General features: G+C 51.1%; 15 protein-coding genes. 11 read left to right on the top strand and 4 right to left on the bottom strand.

The genetic code is table 11. The annotated features are described in order from the left end of the window. Positions 1 to 206: 206 nt before the first annotated feature. Positions 207 to 524: a hypothetical protein gene (locus VGN67_RS19915; RefSeq protein WP_327488655.1), complete on the top strand. Its 318-nt coding sequence runs from the start codon at positions 207 to 209 to the stop codon at positions 522 to 524. A 54-nt stretch (positions 525 to 578) separates the two neighbouring features. Here the strand turns inward: VGN67_RS19915 and VGN67_RS19910 are convergent, their stop codons facing one another. The 3 genes from VGN67_RS19910 to ade form a co-directional block, all read right to left on the bottom strand. Beyond that, positions 579 to 1,850, bottom strand: a complete 1,272-nt coding sequence (locus VGN67_RS19910; protein WP_327488654.1) for a replication-associated recombination protein A — start codon at positions 1,848 to 1,850, stop codon at positions 579 to 581. A gap of 193 nt (positions 1,851 to 2,043) precedes the next feature. Further along, positions 2,044 to 2,625 (bottom strand): sigma-70 family RNA polymerase sigma factor, encoded by a 582-nt coding sequence (locus tag VGN67_RS19905; protein ID WP_327488653.1) that lies wholly within the window; start codon positions 2,623 to 2,625, stop codon positions 2,044 to 2,046. 141 nt (positions 2,626 to 2,766) lie between these two features. Then, entirely contained in the window at positions 2,767 to 4,407 is a 1,641-nt protein-coding gene (ade, locus tag VGN67_RS19900; RefSeq protein WP_327488652.1) for an adenine deaminase, read from the bottom strand. 161 nt (positions 4,408 to 4,568) lie between these two features. On the opposite strand from ade, the gene VGN67_RS19895 reads away from it, so the two are divergent. After that, positions 4,569 to 6,224 (top strand): altronate dehydratase family protein, encoded by a 1,656-nt coding sequence (locus VGN67_RS19895; protein ID WP_327488651.1) that lies wholly within the window; start codon positions 4,569 to 4,571, stop codon positions 6,222 to 6,224. 150 nt (positions 6,225 to 6,374) lie between these two features. Here the strand turns inward: VGN67_RS19895 and VGN67_RS19890 are convergent, their stop codons facing one another. Continuing rightward, complete coding sequence (locus tag VGN67_RS19890; protein WP_327488650.1) at positions 6,375 to 7,577, bottom strand: PQQ-dependent sugar dehydrogenase; 1,203 nt, start codon at positions 7,575 to 7,577, stop codon at positions 6,375 to 6,377. Between the two features lie 220 nt (positions 7,578 to 7,797). On the opposite strand from VGN67_RS19890, the gene VGN67_RS19885 reads away from it, so the two are divergent. The 9 genes from VGN67_RS19885 to VGN67_RS19845 all read left to right on the top strand — a co-directional run bounded on the left by VGN67_RS19885 (position 7,798) and on the right by VGN67_RS19845 (position 15,577). Continuing rightward, positions 7,798 to 8,571, top strand: a complete 774-nt coding sequence (locus VGN67_RS19885; protein ID WP_327488649.1) for an SDR family oxidoreductase — start codon at positions 7,798 to 7,800, stop codon at positions 8,569 to 8,571. A 59-nt stretch (positions 8,572 to 8,630) separates the two neighbouring features. After that, on the top strand, positions 8,631 to 9,503 hold the full coding sequence (locus VGN67_RS19880) for a fumarylacetoacetate hydrolase family protein (protein ID WP_327488648.1): 873 nt from the start codon (positions 8,631 to 8,633) through the stop codon (positions 9,501 to 9,503). A 20-nt stretch (positions 9,504 to 9,523) separates the two neighbouring features. Next, positions 9,524 to 10,357, top strand: coding sequence for an amidohydrolase family protein (locus VGN67_RS19875; protein ID WP_327488647.1), 834 nt, complete (start codon positions 9,524 to 9,526; stop codon positions 10,355 to 10,357). A gap of 36 nt (positions 10,358 to 10,393) precedes the next feature. Then, positions 10,394 to 11,758: an L-fucose:H+ symporter permease gene (gene fucP / locus VGN67_RS19870; RefSeq protein ID WP_327488646.1), complete on the top strand. Its 1,365-nt coding sequence runs from the start codon at positions 10,394 to 10,396 to the stop codon at positions 11,756 to 11,758. An 8-nt stretch (positions 11,759 to 11,766) separates the two neighbouring features. Then, a complete protein-coding gene (locus VGN67_RS19865) occupies positions 11,767 to 12,108 on the top strand; it encodes an L-rhamnose mutarotase (protein WP_327488645.1) in 342 nt (113 codons plus the stop codon). A gap of 26 nt (positions 12,109 to 12,134) precedes the next feature. Continuing rightward, the gene (locus VGN67_RS19860) at positions 12,135 to 12,917 is read left to right on the top strand and encodes an endonuclease/exonuclease/phosphatase family protein (RefSeq protein ID WP_327488644.1); all 783 of its coding nucleotides are present in this window, start codon (positions 12,135 to 12,137) and stop codon (positions 12,915 to 12,917) included. 28 nt (positions 12,918 to 12,945) lie between these two features. Beyond that, positions 12,946 to 13,680 carry a (Fe-S)-binding protein gene (locus tag VGN67_RS19855; protein WP_327488642.1) on the top strand — a complete coding sequence of 245 codons (735 nt, stop codon included), beginning with the start codon at positions 12,946 to 12,948 and terminating at the stop codon, positions 13,678 to 13,680. Between the two features lie 85 nt (positions 13,681 to 13,765). After that, the gene (locus VGN67_RS19850; RefSeq protein ID WP_327488641.1) at positions 13,766 to 15,145 is read left to right on the top strand and encodes a lactate utilization protein B; all 1,380 of its coding nucleotides are present in this window, start codon (positions 13,766 to 13,768) and stop codon (positions 15,143 to 15,145) included. Positions 15,146 to 15,244: 99 nt separating this feature from the next. Then, positions 15,245 to 15,577, top strand: coding sequence for a DUF4377 domain-containing protein (locus tag VGN67_RS19845; RefSeq protein ID WP_327488640.1), 333 nt, complete (start codon positions 15,245 to 15,247; stop codon positions 15,575 to 15,577). Positions 15,578 to 15,642 lie beyond the last annotated feature (65 nt).

Here is a 15,642-nt window from a genome sequence, read left to right as displayed (position 1 = left end):
CTATCAGTTGTTCCTATGGTACCTGTTCCAAAAGCTTTCAGATACTTGCATAATAAGTTGATTCTGTAAAGATGGCCTTCACGGTTAGAAAATTCTGAGGAAGGGCCAGGAGGCAAATATTTATTTTCAGCTAAGTAGTTACAACGTTATTTTCTTTACTATTTTAGCTCCAAGTAAGAAAAAAAATCATCCCCCTCCCTATCAAAATGAGTAAATTGGACTATTCCCTGGCCCTGACAGAGAACCTGATCAGGTACGCCATGCACCGCAGACCCAGCAGTATTCAGTTTGCGATTACCCAAAGTAACATCAGTATCATTTCCCTGGCGATTTTTTTCGATGAGTACCGGGGAATTGCAGTACTATACGGCCGCCCCTTTGTGGAGCAGATGATTAAGTACTTTGAGGACCGGGAGGAGTATGAAGTATGCGGCTTCATCCTGAAACAACTGGACGATCTGCGGTTTGAGCTTGAATATATTCCTCAGCTGGCAACCAAGCATCTCGTGGCCTTACCCGCCTGAAACCAAAGATCCTGACTGGTACTTAACGGAGCGGTTAAAGTACCAGTCAGGGTTTTAATACCCGTACCATTCTCCCCACCATTGTTGTAGCTTTCGCCTTATTTCCTCTTCCCGGGCATTTTGTCCGGGTTCAAAAAGTTTTGTGCCTTTCAGGTCATCGGGCAGAAAGTTTTGCAATGTGAAGTTTCCCTCGTACGAGTGAGCGTAGCGGTACTCCTTGCCGTAACCAATCTCCTTCATCAGTTTGGTAGGAGCGTTGCGCAGGTGCAGGGGTACGGGCAGGTGGGCCGTTTTCTGAGCCAGAGCCATAGCGTCGTCAATGGCGGTGTAGCTGGCGTTGCTCTTGGGCGAAGTAGCCAGGTAAACTGCCACCTGCGACAGAATAATCCGGCTTTCCGGGTAACCAATCATTTTGACGGCCTGCATACAGGCGTTTGCCATGATTATGGCGGTGGGGTTGGCGTTACCAATGTCCTCCGAAGCCAGAATGAGCATCCGCCGGGCAATGAATTCCGGGTCTTCTCCGGCTACAATCATGCGGGCCATCCAGTACAGGGCGGCGTTGGGGTCGCTACCCCGGATGGATTTTATAAAGGCCGAGATAATATCATAGTGCTGCTCACCCGACTTGTCGTAGCGGGCTATGTTTTGTTGGGCCGCCTGAGTAACTCCTTCGTCCGTAATCACGATTTCTTCTTTTTCTCCTTCGGCCAGTACCACCAGTTCCAACAGGTTGAGTAGCTTGCGCCCGTCTCCCCCTGACAACCGAAAGAGTGCGTCGTAGGACTCAACCGTAATTTTTTTACTCCGTAACCAATCATCCTTTTCCAGCGCACGGCTCACCAGCTCGGTAAGTTCCTTTTCGCCGAATGCCTCAAGTATATACACCTGGCAGCGCGACAGTAGAGCCGAGTTTATTTCAAATGAGGGATTTTCGGTAGTGGCGCCAATGAGCGTTACCTGCCCTTTCTCTACCGCCCCCAGCAGGGAGTCCTGCTGACTCTTGTTGTAGCGGTGAATTTCGTCGATAAAAAGAATTGGTGAAAACAGCCCACTGGGTCGGGAAAGTACTTCGCGCAAATCTTTTACCCCCGAGTTAATAGCGCTCAGGCTGTGAAAGGGACGCCGGGTGGCCTCGGCTATGAGCAGGGCCAGGGTAGTTTTGCCCACCCCGGGTGGTCCCCAGAGAATCATGGAGGGAATGGTATTGCGTTCAATGGCTCTGCGCAGGGGTTTATTAGTACCCAGCAGATTTTGCTGCCCGACGTAGTCATCGAGCGTACGGGGGCGGAGGCGTTCGGCCAGTGGTGTGGTAAGTTGGTTCATGGCTTGGGTATTGGGCTTGGTCGTAGTAACAAAAAAAGTAGATTACCCGCACAAAACCAATCCGGCTGCTTACGGTATTCATATACGTTTCAACGGACAGAACAGGTACCAAAAAAACGCGGCCTTTTCAGGGGCCGCGCCGGGATAATACAATGGGTGTATTTTTAGCTGATTGAGTAAGCTGTAAAGTATCTTATACAGTTACCCGGTCCAGAGTCATGTGCTTCTTGAGGTTACTCAGGGCGCCAAAAACCAGGTTATAAACCGACTGGATGTTGATTTTCATGAGGTCAGCAATTTCCTGATTGTTCATATTCATGTAAAATTTCAGGAAAATAGCTTCACGCTGGCGGCGGGGGAGGCGGTTGAGGGCCAGGTTAAGGTGTTGGTTGGTTGAATCAAATTCCTCCTCAGAAATAAGGTGGCTCTCGTACGACGGGGTATTGATGTGCCAATATTCTACCGGAATATCCTCGTTGCTGGTGTGCTTCTGCTGAGCGTTGAGGTGGCGTACCAATTTGCGCTTAATGGAGGCCATCAGATAAAAACGTACCGAAGTAGTATCACCGATGGTAGCTCTGTTGCGCCACAGTTCCACGAACAGGTCGTGGATACAGTCCTTGATGAGCGGCTTGTCAATCGTAAACTGCGAACAATACTGGTAAAGGATATGCACGTAAGACTGGTATAGACAGGCATAGGCGTTTTCGTCACCTTTACGGAACTGGTTCCAAAAACGCAGCTCTTCTTCTTGTTTGTATCGAACGTGTGCCATTAGAGAGGTTATGAAATGGTTAGGTTAGGATTAAGGGTCATTTTTACACTTGTAAATATATTCATAAAAAAATTTTAAAAAAAAATATTTTCGTTATATTATTTTGCCAGTATAGCTATTGTATACAAGTATGTATGCATATTATCCAATTTTACCAAATACAGACACAAACTGAAACTGGTCCCCGTCAAAGAGTCCTTTATCGCTTAATTTGAGGGATGGAATGACCAGCAGGGCCATAAAGGAGAGGGTCATAAAGGGCGATTGAAGTGTACTTCCTAACCTATTTTTTACAAATTTGTCTATACTGGTATACCGTTCCGAAACTTCGTAACCGTCCTGGTCGGTCATGAGTCCGGCAATGGGCAAAGGCAGTAAATGCTGCTCACCCTTACCAACGGCTGCCACTCCGCCGCGGGCCTCCACCAGCCTATTGACCGCCTGACACAGGCTGTCGTCGTCACAGCCCACGGCTACTATGTTATGAGAATCGTGGCCCATAGAAGAAGCAATCGCCCCGGATTTCAAGCCAAAATTACGGATAAAGGCTACCGCCGGTGGGCTATCCTGATAACGATTGACCACGGTAATCTTCAAAAGGTCGCGGGTTGGGTCGGCCTGGATGGTACCCTGTTTAGGACTAACCGGTTCCAATAGGGCGTTGGTAACCAATTGCCCTTCCAGGGCTTCAATAACCCGCACTGCCGAAGTACCTTCAGGAGCTACACATTTAAAGTCTGCAGGTACTTTAGGGGAACAGTTAAACTGGTTAACGTGTGCGCTCCGCAGGTCAGGCAAGAGCGACTTTCCGTTTTCGGCCACTACCTGTCCGTTCAGGTAAGTCTGCTGCACGGTAAAATCAGTCAGGTTATTTACCATAATAAAGTCAGCCGGGTCACCCTCACGCAGCAACCCCACGGGCAGGCGATAGTGAAGTACCGGGTTGAGGCAGGCCGCCCGTAGTACATTAAAAAGGGAGTGGCCTTTGGCAAGCGCCCGCTTTACCAGCAGGTTAATATGCCCCTCCACCAGATTGTCGGGATGTTTGTCGTCGGAGCAGAACATAATCCGCTGCGGAAACTCCGATAGTAAAGGGATAAGTGCTTCGAAGTTGCGGGCGGCGCTACCTTCCCGAATCAGGATGTGCATACCGTAGTCTATCTTTTCCCGTGCTTCGTCGTAGGTAAAGCATTCGTGGTCGGTCGACATACCGGCTTCGGCGTACTGGCGGGCCGCCTCGCCCCGCAGGCCGGGGGCGTGGCCGTCAATGGGTTTATTAAAGGCCTGAGCCAGGCGGATTTTGGTCATAATGTCCGGGTCTTCGTGCAGTACTCCGGGGAAGTTCATCATCTCGGCCAGGTACCCAATCTCCTTCATGCCCAGCAAACGACGGATATCTTTTGAATCAATAACTGCCCCGGCGGTTTCAAATGTGGTGGCGGGTACACAGGAGGGAGCTCCAAAGCAAAATTTAAAAGGTGTCCGCTTTCCGTCGCTTATCATATATTCTACACCGGGGACACCAAGTACATTGCCAATTTCGTGGGGGTCCGAGACCGTCGCGACGGTACCGTGTACCACTGCCAGCCGGGCAAATTGCGCCGGGGTGAGCATAGAGCTTTCTATATGTACGTGAGCATCCACAAAACCCGGCAGCAGGTAGGGTAGGGAAGTATTTTCTTTGCCTTTGTTAACGATACTGACTATCCGCCCGTTTTCTATACTTACTTCTGCTTCCTGAATAGTCTGGTCAAATAGGTTCAGTACGTTGGCGTGTATCATGATGGAAATTAAGTGTTAGCGTTGAGTGTGATTGAACTTTATGACCAAAGAAAAGGATTCTGGCGCAATAAAGGAAGCGGTAGTTTTATAAAATAGTAGTACTTGTAAGGGTATAAACATTATTTTCGGTCTTCCATTGATGAATTCATTCCTATATTTTTATGTCAGCGTCTATTCTTAAGATACACCCCAACGATAACGTAATAGTGGCCCTCCGCGACCTGCCCGCCCACGCTGCGGCGGAGTGGGGGGGAGAGCAGTTTAACCTGCCTTACGGGGTAAACGGCAAACACAAGTTTGCTACCGAAGATATTGAACCCGGTGGAGCCGTCATTATGTACGGCGTGCTGGTAGGCCGCGCCACCCAGCCTATCCGGCGGGGCGAACCCATTACTACCTTCAATCTCAAACACGACTCAGAAGGGTACAGCACCGCCCGTCGGCAGCCGTACAACTGGTCGCCGCTGGACGTAACCAAATGGACCGATCGGACTTTTATGGGGTACCACCGGCCCGACGGGCGCGTAGGTACTTACAACTACTGGCTGGTAGTACCGCTGGTATTCTGTGAAAACCGGAACGTGCTAATCCTGAAAGATGCCTTCGAAAAAGAACTGGGTTACGCGCAGTCGGACCAGTACCGGCAGCAGGTACGTGAGTTTTTAAGTACCTACCAGCAGGGAGGTGACTTCAGCCGCATTCCTGACCTGGAGTCAATTGGAAGTACACGAGGTAATGGGGCGGCTAACCGGCCGTTCCGGAACGTGGATGGGATAAAGTTTCTGACCCACGAAGGAGGCTGTGGAGGTACCCGTCAGGATGCCACTACGCTCTGCTCCCTGTTTGCCTCCTACGCCGTACACCCCAACGTGGCCGGGATAACGGTACTAAGCCTGGGTTGTCAGAATTCGGAGCTTTCCATTCTGGAAGATGAAATCAAAAAACGTGACCCCAACTTCAACAAGCCGATGTACGTGTTTGAGCAGCAAAAAGGTACAGAGTACTCGCTGATGTCGGGGGCTATCAAGGAAACATTTATGGGGCTGGTAGAGGTGAATAAGCAGGAACGCGAAGCCGCCCCGCTGACCAAACTCTCCGTGGGGTTGAAATGCGGCGGGTCCGATGGTTTCTCGGGTATATCGGCCAATCCGGTACTGGGGCATTTGTCGGATATTATTGTTTCTCTGGGTGGACAAACACTGCTGGCGGAGTTTCCCGAATTGCACGGGGTAGAGCAGGAACTGCTGAACCGCTGCGTAACCGAGGAGAAAGCGGCCAAGTTTGAAAAGCTCATGCGGGATTATTCATCCAAAGCCGACGCCGTGGGGTCAGCCTTTGCCTTTAACCCTTCACCCGGTAATATCAAGGACGGCCTGATTACCGATGCCATCAAGTCGGCCGGTGCGGCCCGCAAAGGTGGAAACGCTCCCATTGCCGATGTACTGAACTATACCGAGCGCGCCACCCAACCCGGTTTACATCTGGTATGTACTCCCGGCAACGACGTAGAAGCTACTACGGGGAAAGCGGCTGCCGGTGCCAACATTATCCTTTTCACAACCGGATTGGGTACTCCTACCGGTAATCCGATTTGTCCGGTGGTGAAGGTATCTACCAATACCACGCTGGCTCAGCGCATGGCCGATGTCATCGACTTCGATAGCGGTCCGGTGGTATCGGGTGAGCAGAGTATTGAGCAGAATGCCGAGGCCTTGCTGGAATGTGTCATTCAAATTGCCAGTGGTGAAGTACTTACCAAAGCCCAGCAACTGGGGCAGGACGACTTCATCCCGTGGAAAAGAGGGGTATCTTTATAAAAGGAGAATTGGGAGGAAGGGGGAAGAAGGGAGAAAGCTTTTTCTCCAATTAATTATAACATTACTAGCTAAGAAGGGAGTAGTATGAGCCATCAGGTACATACTACTCCCTTTTTTACTTATATACTCATGTACTTTAAACTTACTCTTTCACTCTTTGGAATTTGTTAGTTTCATTAGTTTCCCGTCGCCATAATTCAGGATATAAAGCTCGTTGTTGGCATCCACACCAAAGGCTGAAATAGTACCGGGCAGGTCAATCAGAAGTCGGTTGGTGCCCGCTTTTTCACCATCCATTTGCAGCGCCCATATTTTACCGCTTACAAAATCGCCGTAGATGTAGTGGCCTTTTAATTCAGAAAGGCTGTTGCCGCGGTACACGAAGCCACCGGTAATAGACCTGTCGCCGTTGCTTTGGGAGTAGGTAAAGACGGGAGCGACCATTCCCTGCTCCTCACAATTAGATTTGGGATTAAAGCATTCGGTGCCTTCTTTACGTCGCCAGCCGTAGTTGCCTCCGGCCTTGATAATATCAATTTCTTCAATGGCGTTCTGACCTACGTCCCCGGCCCATAGGTTGCCGGTCTGGCTGTCAAAGCTGACGCGCCAGGGATTACGAAGACCGTAAGCATAAATTTCCTCCCGGTACCCCTCCGAATTACCCTTAAATGGATTACCGCTCGGTATTCCATAATTTCCCTTCTCGGTAGAATTCACGTCCAGGCGCAGGATAGTACCCAGCAGGTTGTTCCGGTTCTGAGCATTGTTTTGGGGGTCGCCACCACTTCCGCCATCACCCACCGATACATACAGGTGCCCATCCGGACCAAACTTTACGGCACCACCGTTGTGGTTGGAAAAGGGTTGTGGAAAGGTAAGCAGTACGGTTTCACTGGCCGGTTCGGCCGCGTTGGGGTTGGACGGATTGACCTTGTAGCGGGCAATAACCGTCTCCAGCGGACTGGACCGCGTGTAGTTAACGTAGAAGAAGCCATTGGTACGGTAGTCAGGGTGAAAGGCTATCCCCAGCAGTCCCCGTTCTCCACCATCCGTCACTTTGTTTTTGATGTCCAGAAATACCTGGGCTGAACTGGCGTCGGCTTTGTTTTCAAATACCCGGATTACTCCTTCCTGCTCGAGCACAAAAAGGCGGTTTGAACCATCCGGCGCGTAGGTAAGGTCTACCGGTGACCTGAACTTGAGGCCGGGAAAGGCGTCGGTGGCGGTATAGCTGGCTGCGTTGGTACCCGGTCCCTGCGGGTTGGCACCCGGATCCTGTTCGGAAGAGCTGCATCCAATAAGGAGAAAAATGGCCAGAAACGGTTTATTATATTTTGAAAATAGCGATTTCATAAGGTTGTTTTTTATGAATACAACGGTCTGTAGTACAAATTGTTATCGTTTGGCTATATTTCAGGGAGCATCGGGCAGTCCCGCTTTAAAGCGGTTAAAATTGTCATTGTATATAAAAAGAAATGTAGTTTCATGGTTATGTTTGAATCTTCGCGTCCTCTTATAGGGAGTTGTTTTCTCAAACCAAACCTATTCCTAAATTCAGCAGCTGTACCTAACCATGTTCCGATTAGACAATAAAGTAGTGCTGGTAACCGGCGGGGCCAGCGGAATTGGCCTGGCTATTTCCCAAATCTTCGCCCGGCAGGGAGCCTTCGTACATATTCTTGAACTCAATGGCGAACAGGCTCAGCAGGTTGCTGAAGTAATTAAGCAGGAAGGCGGACAAGCCCAGGCGCATCAGGTTGATATTTCCAGACAGGCCGCAGTAGTAGAGGTAATAAACCGGATTGCCGCTCAGCATACCATTAATATTTTGGTCAACAACGCCGGTATTGCGCATATAGGTAAAGCCCATACTACCTCGGAAGCTGATTTTGACCGGATTGTCAATGTAAATATCAAAGGTGTTTATAACTGCATTTTTGCGACCATACCCCATCTGCTGCAGGCTGGGGGTGGGGTAGTACTAAATATGGTATCCATTGCGGCTACGGTGGGCATTCCCGACCGCTTTGCCTACTCTACCAGTAAAGGAGCGGTATATACCATGACTCTTTCGGTAGCTAAAGATTATCTGGCCGAGGGTATCCGGTGCAACAGCATTTCGCCGGCCCGGGTACATACTCCCTTTGTGGATGGCTTCATTGCCAAAAATTACCCCGGACAGGAGAAGGAAATGTTTGAAAAACTTTCCAAAACCCAACCCATCGGTCGCATGGCCAAGCCGGAGGAAATCGCCGGACTCGCGCTGTACCTCTGCTCCGACGAAGCAGCCTTTATAACCGGTTGCGACTACCTGATTGATGGAGGATTCGAAAAGCTTAACAACTAATCAATTGTCGATTACTTACTCATAATCTCATTGACTCATAAACTTTTAAACTCAGTAAGATGAAACTTTTCCGCTTTGGCGCGTACGAACAGGAGAAACCAGGGGTCCTGCTTCCTGATGGAAAAATGATAGATATTTCCGCATTTGGAGAAGATTACAACGAAAACTTCTTTACCACCGGTGGCCTGACCCGCTTGGCCGAATGGCTGCCTGCCCAGGCGGCATCGTGTCCGGTAGTAGAAGAAGGGGTCCGTTTTGGCTCCTGTATTGCCCGTCCGTCCAAAATCGTATGTATAGGGTTAAACTACGCCCGCCACGCGGCTGAGTCGGGTATGGAACCTCCCCAGGAGCCGGTTGTATTCTTTAAATCGACAACGGCCCTTTGCGGACCCAACGACAACGTGGTTATTCCCCGAAACTCCGTCAAGACCGACTGGGAGGTAGAGCTGGCGGTAATAATAGGTACCCGGGCCAGCTACGTGGAAGAAGCCGAGGCCATGAACTACGTAGCGGGCTATGCTGTCCATAACGACTACTCGGAGCGGGAATTTCAGCTGGAGCGCAGCGGACAGTGGGTGAAAGGAAAGAGCAACGATACCTTCGCGCCGCTGGGACCCTACCTGGTTACCAAAGACGAAGTAGCCGACCCGCATAATCTGGGACTGTGGTTGTCTCTAAATGGTACCAAAATCCAGGATTCCTCTACCTCTGACCTTATATTTGGTATTCCAAAACTGATTAGTTACCTAAGCCAGTTCATGACCCTGCTGCCGGGCGATGTAATATCAACGGGTACGCCGGCTGGGGTAGGGTTAGGCATGAAACCACCGGTTTATCTGAAGCCGGGAGATGAGGTAAAACTGGGAATTGAAGGACTGGGTGAGCAGCAACAGACGGCCGAAGCCTGGAAACCCCGCGTCCCCTTAGTTTAACGAGTAAAAAATCTCGAGTCATGACCGTTGATGCTCACCAGCATTTCTGGATTTTTGATCCCGTGCGCGACGCCTGGATTACGCCCGACATGCAAGCCATTCGGCGCAACTTCCTTCCGGGTGACCTGGGGCCGGTACTCAGGGCCAACGGCATAGAAGGCTGCGTGGCCGTACAGGCTGACCAGACCGAAGCCGAAACGGAATTTCTACTGCAACTGGCCGAAGCCAATGACTTTGTAAAGGGCGTGGTAGGTTGGGTGGACCTGCGGGCGGCTAACCTGTACGAGCGGCTGGAATTTTATTCTCAGTTTGAAAAATTAAAAGGCTTCCGGCACATCGTACAAGCCGAACCCGTAGACTTCCTTCGTCAGGCCGATTTTATCCGGGGCGTACGGCAACTGGTGGCTTTTGATTACACCTACGATATTCTTATTTATCCAACCCAGCTGGAGGCGGCCCGGTACTTTGTGGAGCAACTTCCCGATGTGAAATTTGTCGTGGATCATTTGGCTAAACCGTATATTAAAGAAGGAAAGATAGAGGAATGGGCTGCCGCAATGCGGCAACTAGCCAGCTACCCCAACGTCCACTGTAAAGTGTCCGGCATGGTAACCGAGGCGGACTGGCACAACTGGAAAAAGGATGATTTTCGCCCCTACCTGGATGTCGTCGTGGAGGCCTTTGGTGTGGATCGTCTGCTTTTTGGCTCCGACTGGCCGGTATGCCTGGTAGCGGCTGACTACGGACAAATGAAAGAGATTCTGGAGGAGTACCTGCTGGGGTTTTCTGTAACTGAAAAAGAAAAGATTTTTGGCCGGAACGCCACCCGATTTTACGGATTGGACGAGGCCTGATTAAGTACCTTAACTAAACCATTTCCTAAACTACCTATGGCATCAATTCCCTCTTCTGCGAAGGCTACCGTCAAGAGCCCTGCTACTTCCGGAAGTAGTTACTTTATTCCCCTGGCTCTGGTCACCAGCCTTTTCTTTTTGTGGGGGCTGGCTAACTCCCTTAACGGGACCCTCATCAAGCAGTTTCAGATTGCGCTGGATCTGAATCGCTTTCAGGCGGGCGTTATTGACTTTGCTTTTTACATGGGGTACTTTTTTATGGCTTTGCCGGCGGGGTACTTTATGAAACGGTTTGGCTACAAAAAGGGAATTCTGTTCGGGCTATTGCTGTACGCGGCCGGGGCCTTCCTGTTTTACCCGGCGGCTTCGGTAAGGGTCTATGGCTTTTTCCTGTTTGCCCTGTTCACCATTGCCAGCGGACTGGCTTTTCTGGAAACCGCCGCCAACCTGTACGTAACCGTACTGGGCGACCCCGACAAATCCGAATGGCGAATCAATTTTGCCCAATCATTCAACGGTATCAGCCTGATTCTGGGACCCGTAATTGGCTCCTTATTTATATTTTCCCGTACCGAATACACCACCGAAACGCTGGCCGCCATGCCCGCCGTGGAAGCCGAGCAAATCCGGATACAGGAGGCGCTGTCCGTGCAGGGACCTTACCTGTTTATTGGGGCGCTGGTGTTGTTTGTCGCCCTGCTGTTTGTGATCACCCGCATGCCCGAACCGGTCACCGAAGATGAAGCCGAAAGCACCGACCGCCCTATTTCTATTCTTTCCCTGTTTCGTCACCGTCACCTTACGCTGGGTATCATTGCCCAATTCCTGAACGTAGGAGCGCAAACGGTACTTTGGGGGTACTTCGTAGATTTCAAGCTGGACTTTTCCCGCGAAGAGCACTGGTCACTGGCCGAAGGGTACATGAATCTTATCAATTCCATAACCGGTACTACCGGTACCTTATCTTCAACCCAGATTGCGGGTTACCATGCTTCTTTTGCTCTGGTGTTGTTCATGCTGGGCCGGTTTGTGGGTACCTCCCTGATGTCCCGTATCTCCCCGAGCCGCGTACTGACCTGGTACTCCGTAGGGGCTACCCTGCTGCTGGTAATGGCTATCTTTTCGGGTGGACTTACGGCGGTTATTTGTTTAAGTCTTACTTATTTCTGCCAGTCTATCATGTTCCCGACTATATTTGCCTTATCGACCAAGGGTTTGGGGGCGGAGTCCAAGCTGGCCTCCTCGCTGGTAATTATGTCTATAGTTGGCGGAGCGGTTATGCCTATGGTGGCGGGAGCCTTGTTTAAGTCGGGACCGGCCTTTGCGCTGGTGGTACCTATGCTGTGCTTTGCCTTTATTATTTATTACGCGCTGAGAGGTGCGCGGGTAACTACTAATTAATCCGGTCTATGAAAAGGTACTGCCTGGCTCTCGATCTGAAAGATGATCCCGCGCTCATAGCCGAGTACGAAGCCCACCACCAGGCTATCTGGCCCGAGGTTCGGGCGAGTATTCGGGAGTCGGGTATTGTACAGATGGAGCTTTACCGCCTGGGCAACCGCCTGTTTATGATTATGGAAACCCGGGATGATTTCAGCTTTGAACAGAAAGCGGTCATGGACGAAAACAACCCGGTAGTGCAGGAGTGGGAAGGACTCATGTGGAAGTACCAGCAGGCACTTCCAACGGCGAAACCCGGTGAGAAATGGGTTTTAATGAAAAAAATATTCGATATGCAGGATAGTGAATGATAGTGTTCAAACGGTGAGGTTCTATCTTGAAACGATTTTTTACATTGCTGGTACTGCTCGCGGTGGTTGTAACTATTGCAGCGTCTCAGCCAGGGAAAGTAGTAGAGGTTAAAGTACTGAGCTTTAACATCCGGCACGGTGAGAACCGCTGGGGTAAGTCGAATCTGAGGGCTATTTTAAAAGTCATACAGGAGCAAAAACCCCATCTGGTAGCGCTTCAGGCCGTGGATAGTCTGGATAGTGACGGTGAAGTACGTTTTCAGTTGCGTCAGCTGGCCATCCAAACCGGCATGTACTACGCCTACGGTGCCTCCGACTCAACCACGGGTGGCAGCCAGGGGGTAGGTATCCTGTCCAAGTGGCCCTTTGAAAAAACGCAGAAACTGCAATTGCCTACTTCGCCCGGCTCGGACCCGAGGGTGCTGCTGTGTGGCCTGGTAATGCCTGCGCGCGGTTTTACCTTCCGGTTTTGCAACGCCCGCCTGGAGTACGCCTCGGTATTTGACCGGGCTCTGCAGGCAGCCTACATCAACCGGATGCTGGACGAAAGTATTCAGCCGGTGCTGCTGGCGATGGACATGGGAGCGCGGCCCAACGAGCAGCCTTATTTCTCCTTCCGGAAGAAATGGATGGATGCCGCCCGGGGCTCGTTGCTACCTACCTGGACCGAAGGCGTACCCGGCGACCGCCTGGACTATATAATGGTCCTGAAAAACACCCGGGTTAATGTAAAGAATTACAAAGTACTTCGGCAGGATCGGGATGCGTCCGATCACTTTCCGATTGTAGCCACCGTCGAATTTTGGTAAACCTAAACCAGCTAGTGCTGAATATATCTTGAAAGTAGGTCTTTTCATTCCTTGTTACGTTGACCAGTTTTACCCCCAGGTAGGGATAGCCACGCTGGAAGTACTCGAAAAGGTTGGGTGTACGGTCAAATTCCCCCCTCGGCAGACCTGTTGCGGACAGCCCATGGCCAACTCGGGTTTTGAACATCTCACCACCGACTGCAACAATCTCTTCATTCAGAATTTTCAGGAGTTTGACTACATCGTAAGCCCTTCGGGTAGTTGTACCCTCCATATAAAAGACCATCTGCACTCAGACCAGGACGAGAAAACGGCTACTGCCGTACGTACCAGGATATACGAGCTGGTGGAGTTTCTGACGGATGTAGTCAAAGTTTCTGACCTGCGGGCCCGGTTTCCCCACCGGGTCGGGCTGCACCAGAGTTGCCACGGACAGCGGGGCCTGGGGCTGGCGCAGATGTCAGAACTGAACGCGCCGCCCTTTTCAAAACCCGAAATCCTGCTGGGTAAGGTACAGGGCCTGGAGCTGGTCAAACTGGGCCGGGCCGACGAATGCTGCGGCTTTGGGGGTACTTTCTGTGTGAGTGAAGAGGCCGTGTCGGTCAAGATGGGGAAAGATCGGGTAACCGACCACGAGCGAAGCGGAGCCGAATATATCACGGGAGCTGACATGAGCTGCCTGATGCACCTGCAGGGAATTCTGAAACGTAAAGGCTCACCGGTTCAGGTAAAACATATTGCCGAAATCCTGAATCATAACTAATAAAAAATTCCGGCGCCATTGCTAGCGCCGGAACCATACAAAGTTTCACGGAAATCAGAATCTGAGAAGAAACAGCCAATTGACTATGTATAAAGCCGAAACTGACCACGCCCGGGCCTCCGAAACCTTTAACCGGGACGAATCTTACGTAGACTGGCACGACGAAACACTTTGGTTTGTGCGTCAGAAACGCGATAAAGCCGCTTTTCAGATTCCCGAATGGGAGGCCCTGCGCGAAACCGCTTCCCACATTAAACACTACGTGCTGTCCCACATGGAGGAACTACTGGTAGAGTTTGAGCAGAAGGCTCTTGCTAACGGCATACAGGTACACTGGGCTGCCGACGCCGCCGAGCATAACCGGATCGTAGGGGAGATACTACAAAAGCATCAGGTTACCCGCATGGTCAAGAGCAAGTCAATGCTTACCGAGGAGTGCCACCTCAACGAGTACCTGACCCGCCAGGGCATCGAAGTGATTGATACGGACCTGGGCGAGCGCATAGTGCAGCTGCGGCAGGAACCACCCAGCCATATAGTATTGCCGGCCATTCACCTGAAGAAAAAAGATATTGGTGACCTCTTTCACAAGCACCTGGGTACCGAGGCCGGAGCCACCGACCCGCAGTACCTGACCGAGGCCGCCCGGCAACACCTGCGCGAGAAGTTTGTGACCCGCCGCGTAGCCCTGACTGGGGTTAACTTTGCCGTAGCCAGCACCGGAGGTTTTATGGTATGTACCAACGAAGGCAACGCCGACATGGGTGCCCACCTGGCCGACGTACACATTGCCTGCATGGGGTTCGAAAAGCTGATTCCTGAGGCCCGGCACCTGGGAGTGTTCCTGCGGCTACTGGCGCGCAGCGCCACCGGCCAGCCTATTACTACCTATAGCAGCTACTTTCAGCGCCCGCGGCCGGGGCAGGAAATGCATATAGTAATAGTGGACAACGGCCGGAGTACCCAGTTGGGACGTCCCGACTTTCGTAATTCCCTGAAGTGCATCCGGTGCGGAGCCTGTATGAATACCTGCCCGGTGTACCGCCGGAGCGGGGGACACAGCTACCACAACGCCGTAGCCGGACCTATCGGAGCTATACTGGCGCCCAACCTGGACATGACCAAAAACGCCGATCTGCCCTTTGCCAGTACTTTGTGCGGGAGCTGTTCCAACGTATGCCCCGTAAAAATTGACATTCACGACCAGCTTTACAAATGGCGGCAGGTTCTGGCCAGGGAAGGTTATGTACCTAAGTCCAAAACGGTAGGTATAAAAGCGATGGCAGCGGTACTTTCCCAGCCCCGTTTTTACCAGTGGTCGGGCAAGCTGGGCCGTACGGTTATGCGGGCCTTACCCGTAGTGACAAATAATTCCTTGAATCCCTGGTTTAAACAACGTGATATGCCCGCCCCGCCGAAGGAAAGCTTCCGGGAGTGGTACGCCCGCAACCGGGGAGGGGAGTAGGCGCATAGGCTCGTGCAGACACCGGGTTCAAGTTTTATTCGCAGTGACTGCAACGAACTGCGGGAAAAACGGGTCGTACTTAAAAAAACAAACGATTCCATGAAAAGACCCCTTTATTTGTTAGTCGCTCTATTGCTTTGCTTTTCCTGTGAAAAGCATGATATTGAAAGAGAAATTATTCTGAAGGTAAGAGATAGCAAAGCCGCCTGTGTCGGTGCCCACGGCCCGATGGAGTGTTTACAGATTCAGGAGGGAGAGCTGGTGGGAACCCAGCAGTGGCATTTTTTTTATGAGCAGATTGAAGGATTTACCTACCAGGAAGGGTACATTTATACAATGCGGGTAAGGAAAGAAACCCTCAGAAGTCCACCCGCTGATGGTTCTTCTATTAAGTACTCTTTACTCGAACTGGTTTCGAAGGAAGAGGTGTAAAATGAAACCAATGCCGCAGGTACCCTGATTTATTTTCCTATACCTGGTGGGAACTCCTGGTGTGC

The organism is Telluribacter sp. (genome assembly GCF_035998675.1).
GTDB lineage: Bacteria > Bacteroidota > Bacteroidia > Cytophagales > Spirosomataceae > Telluribacter.
The sequence above is the reverse complement of the archived record's forward strand: the minus strand, read 5'-3'. Positions and strand labels throughout refer to the sequence as shown.

Excerpts from the sequence above, each read along its gene's own strand:
- VGN67_RS19915 (WP_327488655.1), top strand. The coding sequence starts at position 207 with ATGAGTAAATTGGACTATTCCCTGGCCCTGACAGAGAACCTGATCAGG.
- VGN67_RS19910 (WP_327488654.1), bottom strand. The coding sequence starts at position 1,850 with ATGAACCAACTTACCACACCACTGGCCGAACGCCTCCGCCCCCGTACG.
- VGN67_RS19905 (WP_327488653.1), bottom strand. The coding sequence starts at position 2,625 with ATGGCACACGTTCGATACAAACAAGAAGAAGAGCTGCGTTTTTGGAAC.
- ade (WP_327488652.1), bottom strand. The coding sequence starts at position 4,407 with ATGATACACGCCAACGTACTGAACCTATTTGACCAGACTATTCAGGAA.
- VGN67_RS19895 (WP_327488651.1), top strand. The coding sequence starts at position 4,569 with ATGTCAGCGTCTATTCTTAAGATACACCCCAACGATAACGTAATAGTG.
- VGN67_RS19890 (WP_327488650.1), bottom strand. The coding sequence starts at position 7,577 with ATGAAATCGCTATTTTCAAAATATAATAAACCGTTTCTGGCCATTTTT.
- VGN67_RS19885 (WP_327488649.1), top strand. The coding sequence starts at position 7,798 with ATGTTCCGATTAGACAATAAAGTAGTGCTGGTAACCGGCGGGGCCAGC.
- VGN67_RS19880 (WP_327488648.1), top strand. The coding sequence starts at position 8,631 with ATGAAACTTTTCCGCTTTGGCGCGTACGAACAGGAGAAACCAGGGGTC.
- VGN67_RS19875 (WP_327488647.1), top strand. The coding sequence starts at position 9,524 with ATGACCGTTGATGCTCACCAGCATTTCTGGATTTTTGATCCCGTGCGC.
- fucP (WP_327488646.1), top strand. The coding sequence starts at position 10,394 with ATGGCATCAATTCCCTCTTCTGCGAAGGCTACCGTCAAGAGCCCTGCT.
- VGN67_RS19865 (WP_327488645.1), top strand. The coding sequence starts at position 11,767 with ATGAAAAGGTACTGCCTGGCTCTCGATCTGAAAGATGATCCCGCGCTC.
- VGN67_RS19850 (WP_327488641.1), top strand. The coding sequence starts at position 13,766 with ATGTATAAAGCCGAAACTGACCACGCCCGGGCCTCCGAAACCTTTAAC.
- VGN67_RS19845 (WP_327488640.1), top strand. The coding sequence starts at position 15,245 with ATGAAAAGACCCCTTTATTTGTTAGTCGCTCTATTGCTTTGCTTTTCC.